Raw genomic sequence first — 11,993 nt, 5'->3', positions numbered from 1 at the left:
AAGAGATTTACAGGCGCCGGCAGGAGACAGTTGAACGCAGCTTCGCTGATGCTAAACAACTACACGGTTATCGATATGCTCGCTACACCAGGCTTAATAGAGTGGCTGGTCAGTGTCTGATGGCTGCAACTGCCCAAAACATCAAGAAAATTGCTCAGATGGCGGCCTGAGCCTCTATTGAGCCCTCTCTACACTCCAAACCCCTTGCTTAGCCTCTGTAAATGCCCCAGTACGGTGTTTGCGAGGCTCAACCTAGATTCGAGAAACTCTCCGGCTTTTGGGTTAGCAATGCCCAGAAACAACAAACCCCAGCAAAAATGCCAGGGTTTGTCAGCGATCTGAGCCCACCTTGTGGTGGGCTTTAAGAAGTTATGGCGAACTCAAACTCAGTGGGTGGTTTCGCCAGCGCCTTCTTGCTGTTGCTCAGCTTGTGCTTTGGCCTGTGCCAATGCTTGCACAAACAGGGCGTCAAAGTTGATGGGCGGCAACATCAGCGCTGGGAAGGAGCCTTTGGTCACTACGTTGTCGATCACTTCGCGAGCGTAAGGGAACAGCATATTGGGGCAGGCGGTATTCAGCACTTGCGCCAGCTGTTGGCCTTCCAGACCAGTAACAGTGAACAGGCCTGCCTGCTGAACTTCTACCAGATAGAGAGCTTCTTCTTCGCTCTTTACGGTGATGGTGAGTTGCAGGGTGACTTCATAAAGACCGTCTTCGATCTTTTTGGTTTTGGTGGTCATTTCCTGATTGACGTTGGGCTTCCACTGTTTGCGGAATGCCTCGACACCCTGAGGCGTTTCGAAGGACAGATCCTTCAGGTACATGCGCTGCATAGCGAACTGAACCTGGGGTTGTTCACCTTGAGCTGCAGCCTGCTCGCCTTCAGCACCACCATCGGTTTCGGTCGGTTGCTCAGTTTCGGTGGTTTCTTCGATGTTTTCGTTGGTGGTTTCGTCAGTCATGGAACTCGCCTTATCTGTTCTACTTTAGTCATTCTTGCCAGCAAGCCGCAGGGCTTACTGCCTCCTGTGCCAGTTATATGGCACCATTTTTGGCCATTTCAAGCGCTGGCCAGTAATTTGTCTAATTTGCCGTTGTGGTCCATATGTTGAAGGTCATCAAAGCCGCCTACATGGGTTTTACCTACCCAGATTTGCGGCACTGTGCGCTGGCCACTGCGCTGCATCACTTCCGCCCGCAGTTTGGGATTGCCATCGACGCCGATGTCCTTGAAGTCGACGCTCTTGCGCTTCAGCAAGCGTCGAGCAGCGATACAGTAGGGGCAGAAACGGGTGCCATAAAGTACTACATCAGGCATTAGCTTTGGCCTTCTTTTTACCTTTGGATTTACTCTTTTCCTTGTCTTTGCTCTTGTCCTTGATCTTCTCCTTGCCTTTCACCAACGGCAGGTTCTGATTCTGCCACTCAGCAACGCCACCGCGAATACGGCGCACATCAAAGCCCTGCTTGCGCAACACCTTGCCAGCGGCACCTGCATGCTGCCCCAGCTTGTCGGCCACCACCAGGGTTTTACCCTTGTATTTGTCCAACTCTGACAGCCGCGCCGCCAGCTTGTCGTGGGGGATATTCACCGCGTCGGTGATGTGGCCTGCATCAAATTCCTTGTGAGGGCGCACGTCCAGCAACACACCGTCGCCACTGTTTAGCAGCACTACCACTTCACCGGTAGACAACAACTTGCCCCCTTTGTTGCCCTCGGTAATGGCCAGCAGGTAGATCAACACCAGTCCAATGCTCACCAGCAGCCACTGCTCACTGATAAAAACGAAAAATTCCACAGAACGATTTCCTGTTACTCAACACAAGGGGCGGGAGTATACAAGACGTGAAACGTGAGACAAATCGGCAGGATAGCCTATTTGGGCACCGAGCGAAGCGCTGGTGGGCGCAGCCCGAGCCACATGGATGTGGCGAGTCATTTAAGACGTGAGACGAACCCCGCCGCCTACGTCTCACATCTCTCGTCTAACGTCTTACGTTAAAGCCTTTAAACCGTTAATATCAGCGCTGCTTTTCACTCACCTGTACAGCCACCATGACAAAGAAACCCCTGGTACTTTTAATTCTCGACGGTTGGGGCCACAGCGACTCTACCGAACACAACGCCATCCACAGTGCCAACACCCCGGTGTGGGACAAACTGTGGGCGCAGGCACCTCGCACTCTGATCCAAACATCGGGGATGGCGGTAGGTCTGCCCGAGGGCCAGATGGGCAACAGCGAAGTGGGCCATATGACCCTGGGTGCTGGCCGAGTGGTGTACCAGAACTTCACCCGTATCAATAAAGCCATTGAAGATGGTGATTTTTTTAACAACACCACTTACGTAGCCGCCATCGACAAGGCCGTTAAGGCGGACAAGGCCGTACACATTCTTGGTTTGCTGTCACCGGGGGGTGTACACAGCCATGAAGATCATATGCTCGCCGCTTGTGAGCTGGCTGCCCAGCGAGGCGCCAGCAAAGTGTATGTACACGCCTTTCTGGATGGCCGCGACTGCCCACCACGCAGCGCCTTGCCATCCCTGGAAAAGGCCGACGCCAAACTGGCAGAGCTGGGGGTTGGCCAGATCGCCAGTCTGTGCGGCCGCTACTATGCCATGGACCGGGACTCTCGCTGGGATCGGGTGCAAAGCGCCTACGACCTGTTGACCCAATGCAAAGCAGACTTCTGTGCCGACAGTGCCGTTACTGGCCTGCAGGCGGCCTATGAGCGCGAAGAAAACGACGAGTTTGTGCAAGCCACCGCCATTGCCGGTGGCGCCGCTATCGAAGATGGCGATGCGGTACTGTTTATGAACTTCCGTCCGGACCGCGCCCGCCAGATTACGCGCGCCTTTGTGGAACCAGGCTTTGACAGTTTTGAGCGCAACGCCACCCCGGCGCTGGCGGATTTTGTGATGACCACCGAGTACGCCGCCGATATCAATACACCCTGCGCCTTCCCGCCACAACCACTGGCGAATTCCATGGGTGAGTATCTGGCCGGGCTGGGCAAAACCCAGCTGCGTATTGCGGAAACGGAAAAATACGCACACGTTACCTTTTTCTACTCCGGCGGCCGGGAAGAACTGTACGAAGGCGAAGACCGCATTCTGGTACCCAGCCCCCAGGTGGCCACTTACGACCTGCAGCCGGAAATGAGTGCTGAAGAAGTCACCGACAAACTGGTGGCGGCGATAGAGTCCGGCAAATACGACGCGGTGATCTGCAACTACGCCAACGGCGACATGGTAGGCCATACGGGTGTCTTCGACGCTGCCGTCAAAGCTGCTGAATTTGTCGACCAGTGCGTAGGGCGCATCACCGACGCGGTTAACGCTGCGGGTGGCGACTGCCTGATCACCGCCGACCACGGCAACCTGGAAGAGATGTTCGACGCCGAATCCGGTCAGATCAGCACCCAGCACAGCACCTTGCCGGTGCCTTTCGTGTATGTGGGCGGGCGTGACCTGACCCTGGTGGATGGCGGCTCCCTGGCAGATGTGGCGCCCACCATGTTGGCGCTGATGGATTTGCAGCAGCCCGCCGAAATGGGTGGTCGCTCACTGGCTATTTTGCAGGGCTAACTGCTTGTGAAAGCAGGCAACAGCACAGTTCGCGCCCTTTGCCTGCTGGCGGGCCTACTGCTGTGCGGGCCGTTGCAGGCAGACAAGGCCAGCGAACAGAAAAAGCTCGACGCCCTCAAAGGCCGTATCGCGGAACTGCAAAAAAACCTGCGAGCCAGCTCCCAGGATCACAATCAACAAAGCAAAGCATTGCGCGAATCCGAAGTAGCGGCAGGCAAACTGCGCCAGCAAATTTCCGCCAGCCAACACGCCCTCTCACAACTGAAAGCGGAACTGAAGCAGCTGGACAAGGAACGCCAGCAACTGCAACGCGCCCGTCAGCAGCAGCAGGAATTCATTGGCCAACACATCAACGCCGCCTACCGCATGGGCCGCGAAGAACAGATCAAGCTGTTGCTCAATGAACAGGATCCGGCGCGCTTCAATCGCCTGCTCAAATACCACGACTATTTTCTGCAGGCGCGCAATGACAAAATCCAGGGTTATCTGGATACCATCACCAAGCTCGAACACGTACAGGCCGACATCACCAAAAAACAACAGCAACAGTTGGCTCAGCAGCAACAATTGAAACAACAACAGGCAGGGCTGAAAGAACGCATCGCAGATCGCAAAGTGGCGCTGGCGGCACTGTCGAAAACCATCAACAGCGACAAAAAGCAGCTGAGCAAACTGCAACGTGAGCGCGCCGCCCTGGAGCAGGTGATCGCCGAACTGGAACGGGCCATTGCCGAACTGGACTTGCCAGGCAACAGCGAGCCTTTTGCAAAGCGCCAAGGCAAGTTGCAGTGGCCGGTGAAAGGCCAGTTGCGCAAACGTTTTGGCAACCGCCGCCAGGCAGACATTCGCTGGAATGGCTGGCTGTTGGGCGCCAGAGCAGGAACACCGGTGAATGCTATTCATCACGGCCGGGTGGTATTTTCTGACTACCTCAGGGGCCATGGCCTGCTGATTATTCTCGACCACGGCGACGGCTACATGAGCCTCTACGCCCACAACCAGGTGTTGTTGAAAGAAACCGGCGAGTGGGTACAAAGTGGCGAGCCCATTTCTCGGGTAGGCAGTTCAGGCGGCCTGGACAACAGCGCCCTGTATTTTGAGATCCGCAAGAACAGTCAACCGCGCAATCCGGCAAAGTGGCTGAAAAGAAGCTAAAAAGCGCCCTTCGGCAAGAAACTCTTTTCCTTTTCCGCCCTCCAAACCTACACTGTTTGATTCATAACCCAATTAAGGCAACACCATGCATTGCAACCGCCGCTTGCGCCAACTTGCCATCGCCCTGCCCCTGACGCTTTTGTTGGGTAGCCCATTGAACGCTGCCGAAAGCGAGCAGGAATCTGCCCCCAAAGCACAGCTTCCCCTTGAGGAGTTGCGCGCTTTTACCCAGATTTTCGACCACATTCGCAAATCTTACGTGGAAGAAGTGGACGACCGCACCCTGCTGCAAAATGCCATTAATGGTTTGTTGGGTAACCTCGACCCCCACTCCACCTACTTAAATGAAGAAGCCTTTGCCCAGCTGCAAAAAAGCAGCAATGGCGAGGAGTTCAGCGGCATCGGCATTGAAGTGGATATGGAAGACAACGCGGTTCTGGTGGTGGCCCCTATCGACGATTCGCCGGCCACCAAAGCGGGCATCCGCGCCGGCGACCGCATCATCAAGATCGGCGACAAGCTGGTTAAAGGGCTTAACCAGGACGAAGCCATCGCGTTGATGCGCGGCCCCCGTGGCACCCAGATTATGCTGACCATTGTGCGCAAGGGCAGCGCCCGGCCACTGACTCTGGAACTGACCCGCGACACCATCAAATCCCTCAGTGTTCGCAGCCGCATTCTGGAGCCGGGCTACGGCTACATTCGCATCGCCCAGTTCCAGGTGGAAACCGGCGAACAGTTCCGCAACAGCCTGTTGAAGTTGATGGGTTCAGAAACCCCGTTTAAAGGCTTGATTCTCGACCTGCGCAACAACCCCGGCGGCGTACTGCCCGCAGCAGTGGAAGTGGCCGACACTTTATTGGACGGCGGTATGGTCACCTATACCAAAGGCCGCCTGCCCAGCTCCAACACCGAATACGAAGCCAGTTCCGATGACATTACCGGCAATATTCCCGTGGTAGTGCTGATTGATGGCGGTTCCGCATCCGCCTCTGAAATTGTCGCTGGCGCCTTGCAGGATCACCGCCGCGCCATCGTGGTGGGTACTCGCAGCTTTGGCAAAGGCTCGGTACAAAGTGTGGTGCAGATTTCTGAAACTGAAGGAGTCAAACTCACTACCGCACGCTACTTCACCCCCAGCGGCCGCTCCATTCAGGCCACCGGCATACAACCAGATATTGTCATCAAACGGGCCGATATTGTGCCCGTTGAAGGGTCGGATTATGTGGTCAGCGAATCGAGCCTGCGAGGCCACCTGTCGAATCCGGGTAAAGATTCCGCACAAAGTGACGACAAAGATTCAGCGGAAGACATTATGGACAACCAATTGGTGGAAGGTCTGAACGTTTTAAAAGGCGTTTATATCCTCAGCCGCAAGGATTAATACCACTAAACCGAGTATTTGACCGCCTGTAACAATTAAGTCACAATTCATCTGGATTCCGATGCAGAAAAAGATCAAATTAGTGGTCGGAATTCTATATTAGGAAGGACTTCTAGTATTTGCGCAAAACGTTTGTCACAATTTTTTGTCACAACGTTGGCTGAAAACAAAGCAGTATTCACAAGCATAAACCCGTGGGAGGGTATAGAAGTGGTACCAGAGTATAGAGAAGGCGACGCTGCCCAACCGGTTCCGGTACGCAGTGAACGTTTTTTTAATTTGCACAATTTCTGGTTTTTTGCCACCAGAGAAGGTGCTGCAGTGGGCCCGTATGACTCCAAACCTCAAGCTCAGGCCGGGGTAAGTGATTACATCGAGTTTGTAACCCGCGCCGACCCGTCATCACTGCAGTTCTTTACCACAGGCACCAAGTTCGGCACCTGAGGCAAATCATCAGCAAAATCGAAAAGCCCGGCTTCGAGCCGGGCTTTTGCGTTCTGAAGAACGTTCACTCAGTCAACTTTCTAATCAAACAGGTGCCCCAGCTTACCCGCCTTGGTAGCCAGATATTTGGCATTGTGGGGGTTGCAGCCAGACTGCAGCGGCACTCGCTCTACAACTTCCACGCCATGATCTGAAATGGCCTTCACTTTGCGGGGGTTATTGGTCATCAGCTTTACCTTGCTGATCTGCAAGTGCTCCAGCATCGGCTGGCAAATGCTGTAGTCGCGCATATCCGCGCCGAAGCCCAGTTTCTCATTGGCTTCCACGGTATCGTGACCGGCGTCCTGAAGGTTGTAGGCCTTAATCTTGTTAAGCAGGCCAATGCCACGCCCCTCCTGACGCAGGTACAGGATCACACCACGACCCTCGGCAGCAATTCTTTCCATGGCGGTTTGCAGTTGCGAGCCACAATCACAGCGCTGGGAAAACAGTGCATCGCCGGTCAGGCATTCGGAATGCACTCGCATCAGAACCGGCTCATCGCCGGACAGATCTCCCATAGAAAGTGCAATATGCTCTTTGTTGTTGGCGCGGTCGTCAAAGCCATGAATGGCAAATACGCCAAATTGTGTGGGAAGTTGTGAGGATTCCACAAATTGCAGGGTCACAAAACGCTCCGAAACATCATTGGGGCGGCTATTGTAGGGTCTGTTGGCGCTTCATATCCACCTCTGCTGAGAGCAATTTTTGCGCTCAACAAGGCGTAAAGAGTGCCGTGTAGTCACTCTACATAAGCGATTTACAACGCAGTGGAGCGCAAAAATAGCCTCAGCCCCCGGGGTTGGGGCTGAAAAGGCGCCCCTCGTTGTTGCTCGTCGCTACTCCCCATCATGGAGAGGGGAATGACCAAATCACATTCCTCGCGCCTAGATGGGCGCCTTTTCAACCGCCAACAGTGGCGGAGATGAAGCGCCAACAGACCCTACCGCTTGCTCAAAAAAATTGATAGGCCGCAAACAGAATTATCCAGCTGTAAATACCCGCCAGCAGGTCGTCCAGCATAATGCCCGTGCCACCATGGACGCGCTTGTCACACCAGCCAATGGGCCAAGGTTTGGCGATATCGAATATCCGAAACAGCACAAAACCCGCAGCTATCCAGCACCAGGTAGCTGGCAGTGCAGCCATGGCCAACCAGAAGCCAACAAACTCATCCCAGACAATACCAGGGTGGTCGTGCACCCCCAGATCGCGAGCGGTTTTGCCGCACAGGTAAATGCCCAGCAAAGCCGTTAGTGCCACTACCAGCAGATACCAGGGCAGCGCCAGTTGCGACAGAGGCAGGTAGAACAACACCGCCAGCACCGTACCTGCTGTACCGGGCGCCTTGGGAGAGAGGCCGGAACCGAAACCGAAGGCCAGCAGGTGGACTGGATTCTTCAGTAATTGTGGGAAGGTGGGGCTCTTTATCACTTCGCTCATTTATTAATCCTTGTCATCCTGAGGGAGCGAAGCGACCGTGAGGATCTCGCAATCACCAAGTACGGGGATCCTCACAGCCGCTACGCGGCCTCAGGATGACAATAGTCAAAAATGTTGATAACCGCTGGCGCTAAGTTCTGTACGCTGACCATTGCCATCGATAGTCCACAACCCTTCACCTTCCATGACTTCACCAATAGCGGTAATAGCAAGTTCAGATTGTAGCGCGGATAGTGCATCGAGGTTTTTCTCGGGCACCGCAAAGCAGAGTTCGTAGTCATCGCCCCCTGCCAGCGTCCATCGCAACAAACGTTTTTCCGTGTTCAGTGTTTCAGGCCATGGCAACGCTTCTAATGCCTTAATGTCCAACTGAGCTCCAACACCACTGCGCTGGCAAATATGGCCGAGATCCGCCAGCAGGCCGTCGGAGATATCGATAGCGGCACTGGCAATACCCCGCAGTTTCAGGCCCAGTTGTAGACGTGGTTCAGGTTTGAGAAAACGATTCAGTAGCTGTTGGCGGGCACCGCTGTCTGCCACATCCCAATCACCTTGCAGGCAGGCCAACCCGGCCGCCCCCATACCGGGCACACCGCTGACAAACAGGCGATCGCCAGGGCACGCACCGCATCGTGTGAGGGCTTTGTTGCGAGGCACGGTGCCATGCACCGTGATCGTCACTGACAATGGGCCACGCGTGGTATCGCCACCCACCAGAGCACAGCGATGAGTGCGGGACAGCTGCGCCAACCCCTGGCTAAAACCAGCCAGCCAATCGGCATCCACTTGGGGTAGAGTCAGTGCCAGGGAGAACCAGCGCGGCTCCGCTCCCATGGCTGCCAGATCGCTGAGGTTGCTGCCCAGTGCGCGGCTGGCCACATGCTCTGCGGCAATATCTGCGGGAAAATGAACCCCTTCCACCAGAGTATCGGTGGTCACAACCAGTTGTTCATGAGGGGGGATTTCAAGTACAGCGGCGTCATCGCCAATACCCAACACCACCCCATCGGCGAGCTGCTGCAGGCCGGAGAAGTAACGCTGGATCAGCCCGAATTCATCCATCTGGCGGCAGTCAGCCCCGCGCGGCTTGTACTTCGGCGGCACGCTTGTCCGCCGCCACTTTGTCCATCACGCCGTTGATGTATTTGTAGGAGTCGGTGGCGCCAAATTTTTTCGCCAGAGAGACTGCTTCATTGATCACTACTTTGTAGGGCACATCAATGCGGTAGAGCATTTCGTAGCAGCTCAGTTGCAATACCGCCCGTGCGACAGGGTCAAGCTCGTTTTCTGCGCGATCCAGATGGGGTTTGTAGGTGGCCTCAATGGTATCCGCCTGTTTGGCAACGCCGTGGAGAATCTCCCGGAAGTAATCGCCGTCCAGTTTTTTCATATCGTGGTCGGTGTGAAATTCCGCTTCGATGTCCACCAGGGAGCTGCCGCTCATATGCCACTGGTAAAGCGCCTGCACCAACAAGTGGCGGGCTTTTTTGCGCTGTGATGGTGTGCTCACGTTTTTCTCTCTTCAGTTTGTCATCCTGAGGAGCGAAGCGACGTGAGGATCTCGGCGTTTGAGAGTTGTGAGATCCTCACGCGGCTGCGCCGCTCAGGATGACGGTAATTACTTAAAGGTTGCGGAACTATAGATTTCTAAACTATAAATTCCGAAACAAGGTCAGCATTTCCAACGCCGTCAGCGCCGCTTCTTCACCCTTATTTTCTTCGTTGTCCGCAGAGCGCAGCTGCGCCTGTTCCAGTGTGTCGGTGGTCAGCAGGCCGAAGGCCACCACTTTGCCCTCTTTCAGGGATACTTCGCCAAGACCGCGAGTGGTTTCCGCACACACGTAGTCGAAGTGGGGGGTATCGCCGCGAATCACGCAGCCCAGTGCCAGCACCGCATCAAAGCGACTGGTATCGAGTACCTTTTGCGTTGCCAGTGGCAGCTCAAAAGCACCGGGTACACGGAATACTTCCAGGTTGTGCTCGTCAAAACCGTGGCGCGCCAGAGCGCGGCGTGCACCAGTCAACAAGCCTTCGGTAATTTCACCGTTCCAGCGCGCTACAACAATGGCAATGCGCGCTTCGCCAATATCAAAACTGCCTTCGTCCGGGCGGTATTCACTCATAACTGTTTACTCTGTATCGATCATTTCCACCACTTCCAGGTCGAAACCGGAAAGCGCGGGGAATTTAAACGGGGCACTCAGCAAGCGCATTTTGGTAACGCCCAGCTCCCGCAGTATTTGCGAGCCGGTGCCTACCTGCTGGTATACCATGGGCGCCTTGCTGTTGCTGACCGGCGCTTCATCAAACAGGTGTTGCAGCTGCTGCTCCACATCGTCGGCGCTCTCTTCATGACATAACAGCACCACCACACCGCGCCCTTCACTGGCGACTGTTTGCATGGCCTTGGGGAAAGTCCAGCTGGCGTGAGTGCTATTGGGCTTGTGCAGTGTAAACACGTCTTTAAGTGTATTCCCCACATGCACCCTTACCAACGGTGGCTCTCCATCCAGATCGCCTTTTACAAAGGCGAAGTGTTTTTCGCCTCGCGCCACATCCAGGTAGGTGTGCAGCTGAAAATCACCATAACCGGTGTTGATTTCGCGGCTGGCGATGCATTCCACGGTTTTTTCGGTGGCGATGCGATAGTGAATAAGATCGGCGATGGTGCCAATTTTCAGGTTGTGCTTTTTGGCAAATTTTTCCAGATCCGGGCGGCGCGCCATGGTGCCGTCCTCGTTCATGATCTCCACGATCACTGCCGCGGATTCATAACCGGCAAGGCGGGATAAGTCGCAGCTGGCTTCGGTATGTCCGGCACGACTCAGCACGCCACCGGGCTGCGCCATAATCGGAAAGATATGGCCCGGCTGAACGATATCAATCGGCGTAGCATTGGGTGCCACCGCCGCCTGGATGGTGCGAGCGCGATCCGCTGCGGAAATACCTGTTGTCACGCCTTCTGCCGCTTCAATAGACAGGGTGAAATTGGTACCAAAACGACCACCGGCGGTGCCCACCATCAATGGCAGGTTGAGCTGCTCGCATCGCTCCCGGCTCATGGGCATGCACACCAAACCGCGGCCCTCGGTGGCCATAAAGTTGATGTCTTCCGGGCGCACCTGGGATGCGGCCATCACCAGGTCGCCTTCGTTTTCGCGATCCTCATCGTCCATCAGGATCACCATGCGCCCCTGGCGGATTTCGTCGATCAGTTCTTCCGTGGTATTTAAACTTAAACAAGAGTTGTTCAGTGTCATGGGGTTGTGCCTTTTAAGCGTTTCTCTCTGCGGCTTGGTCACCGAGCAGTAAACGTTCCAGATAGCGGGCAATCAAGTCCACTTCCAGATTGATTTTTGTGCCTGGCTGGTAAGCGCCCATCACGGTTTTTCCCAGCGTATGGGGCACAATGTTTAAATCAAAATCACAGCCGTTCACCGCATTTACTGTCAGGCTGGTGCCATCCACGGTAATGGAGCCTTTGTGGGCGATGTACTTGGCCAGCTCTGCGGGTGCGCGCAATACAAAGCGTTCAGAGCGGGCATCCGGGTGACGGCTCACCACTTCGCCCACTGCATCCACATGGCCGCTGACCATATGACCGCCAAGGCGAGTCTGGGGGGTCAGCGCCTTTTCCAGGTTGACCGGTGTACCTACCGCCCAGTTGCCCACAGTGGTCAAGTTCAGGGTTTCCACCGACACATCCGCCACATAGCCATCACCGGGCAATTCGATTACGGTCAGGCAGACGCCGTTGGTGGCAATGCTGTCGCCAAGGTCAACGTCGCCGAGGCCCAGGTCATTGGTTTTTACCCGCAGGCGCACGTCGCCGCCGCGCTGTTCCAGCTCGGCAATTTCACCTACGGCTTCGATAATTCCGGTAAACATAGTAATCCTTGAGTCGGATGTCTGACGTCAGAAGTCGCACGCTAAACCGCC

At 55.2% G+C, this 11,993-nt stretch carries 15 protein-coding genes; 5 read left to right on the top strand and 10 right to left on the bottom strand.

Annotated elements, in window-relative coordinates:
- Window positions 1-170, top strand: a 170-nt coding sequence (locus QSV34_RS12045; protein WP_289151995.1) for a transposase, incomplete at its 5' end; no start/stop codon positions are given.
- A gap of 216 nt (window positions 171-386) precedes the next feature.
- Here the strand turns inward: QSV34_RS12045 and secB are convergent.
- From secB to QSV34_RS12030, 3 genes are all read right to left on the bottom strand, one after another.
- The gene (secB, locus tag QSV34_RS12040) at window positions 387-962 is read right to left on the bottom strand and encodes a protein-export chaperone SecB (protein ID WP_289155033.1); all 576 of its coding nucleotides are present in this window, start codon (window positions 960-962) and stop codon (window positions 387-389) included.
- Between the two features lie 98 nt (window positions 963-1,060).
- Window positions 1,061-1,318 (bottom strand): glutaredoxin 3, encoded by a 258-nt coding sequence (grxC, locus tag QSV34_RS12035; protein WP_289155031.1) that lies wholly within the window; start codon window positions 1,316-1,318, stop codon window positions 1,061-1,063.
- Window positions 1,311-1,799 (bottom strand): rhodanese-like domain-containing protein, encoded by a 489-nt coding sequence (locus QSV34_RS12030; protein WP_353738389.1) that lies wholly within the window; start codon window positions 1,797-1,799, stop codon window positions 1,311-1,313. The genes grxC and QSV34_RS12030 overlap by 8 nt, the downstream gene beginning before the upstream one ends.
- A gap of 257 nt (window positions 1,800-2,056) precedes the next feature.
- Here QSV34_RS12030 and gpmI point away from each other — a divergent pair, with 257 nt between their 5' ends.
- The 4 genes from gpmI to QSV34_RS12010 all read left to right on the top strand — a co-directional run bounded on the left by gpmI (window position 2,057) and on the right by QSV34_RS12010 (window position 6,572).
- On the top strand, window positions 2,057-3,589 hold the full coding sequence (gene gpmI, locus QSV34_RS12025; RefSeq protein ID WP_289155029.1) for a 2,3-bisphosphoglycerate-independent phosphoglycerate mutase: 1,533 nt from the start codon (window positions 2,057-2,059) through the stop codon (window positions 3,587-3,589).
- Window positions 3,590-3,595: 6 nt separating this feature from the next.
- Window positions 3,596-4,744, top strand: a complete 1,149-nt coding sequence (locus tag QSV34_RS12020; RefSeq protein WP_289155027.1) for a murein hydrolase activator EnvC family protein — start codon at window positions 3,596-3,598, stop codon at window positions 4,742-4,744.
- An 85-nt stretch (window positions 4,745-4,829) separates the two neighbouring features.
- A complete protein-coding gene (locus tag QSV34_RS12015) occupies window positions 4,830-6,128 on the top strand; it encodes a S41 family peptidase (protein ID WP_289155025.1) in 1,299 nt (432 codons plus the stop codon).
- A 210-nt stretch (window positions 6,129-6,338) separates the two neighbouring features.
- The gene (locus QSV34_RS12010; protein ID WP_289155023.1) at window positions 6,339-6,572 is read left to right on the top strand and encodes a DUF6316 family protein; all 234 of its coding nucleotides are present in this window, start codon (window positions 6,339-6,341) and stop codon (window positions 6,570-6,572) included.
- A gap of 80 nt (window positions 6,573-6,652) precedes the next feature.
- On the opposite strand, the gene ribA is transcribed toward QSV34_RS12010, so the two are convergent.
- The 7 genes from ribA to QSV34_RS11975 all read right to left on the bottom strand — a co-directional run bounded on the left by ribA (window position 6,653) and on the right by QSV34_RS11975 (window position 11,942).
- On the bottom strand, window positions 6,653-7,240 hold the full coding sequence (gene ribA, locus QSV34_RS12005) for a GTP cyclohydrolase II (RefSeq protein ID WP_289155021.1): 588 nt from the start codon (window positions 7,238-7,240) through the stop codon (window positions 6,653-6,655).
- Window positions 7,241-7,565: 325 nt separating this feature from the next.
- On the bottom strand, window positions 7,566-8,054 hold the full coding sequence (locus tag QSV34_RS12000) for a phosphatidylglycerophosphatase A family protein (protein ID WP_289155020.1): 489 nt from the start codon (window positions 8,052-8,054) through the stop codon (window positions 7,566-7,568).
- Window positions 8,055-8,159: 105 nt separating this feature from the next.
- Window positions 8,160-9,116: a thiamine-phosphate kinase gene (gene thiL / locus QSV34_RS11995; RefSeq protein WP_289155018.1), complete on the bottom strand. Its 957-nt coding sequence runs from the start codon at window positions 9,114-9,116 to the stop codon at window positions 8,160-8,162.
- Window positions 9,117-9,126: 10 nt separating this feature from the next.
- Window positions 9,127-9,564, bottom strand: a complete 438-nt coding sequence (gene nusB, locus QSV34_RS11990; RefSeq protein WP_289155017.1) for a transcription antitermination factor NusB — start codon at window positions 9,562-9,564, stop codon at window positions 9,127-9,129.
- 142 nt (window positions 9,565-9,706) lie between these two features.
- On the bottom strand, window positions 9,707-10,177 hold the full coding sequence (ribH, locus tag QSV34_RS11985; RefSeq protein ID WP_289155015.1) for a 6,7-dimethyl-8-ribityllumazine synthase: 471 nt from the start codon (window positions 10,175-10,177) through the stop codon (window positions 9,707-9,709).
- A gap of 6 nt (window positions 10,178-10,183) precedes the next feature.
- Window positions 10,184-11,314 (bottom strand): bifunctional 3,4-dihydroxy-2-butanone-4-phosphate synthase/GTP cyclohydrolase II, encoded by a 1,131-nt coding sequence (ribBA, locus tag QSV34_RS11980; RefSeq protein WP_289155013.1) that lies wholly within the window; start codon window positions 11,312-11,314, stop codon window positions 10,184-10,186.
- A gap of 13 nt (window positions 11,315-11,327) precedes the next feature.
- Window positions 11,328-11,942 carry a riboflavin synthase gene (locus QSV34_RS11975; protein ID WP_289155012.1) on the bottom strand — a complete coding sequence of 205 codons (615 nt, stop codon included), beginning with the start codon at window positions 11,940-11,942 and terminating at the stop codon, window positions 11,328-11,330.
- Between the last annotated feature and the right edge of the window lie 51 nt (window positions 11,943-11,993).

Origin of the sequence: Porticoccus sp. W117, from assembly GCF_030341905.1 — a bacterium.
Classification (GTDB): Bacteria; Pseudomonadota; Gammaproteobacteria; order Pseudomonadales; family Porticoccaceae; genus SCSIO-12696.
Note: the sequence above shows the minus strand (reverse complement) of the source record. Positions and strands in the feature narration are given on the sequence as shown.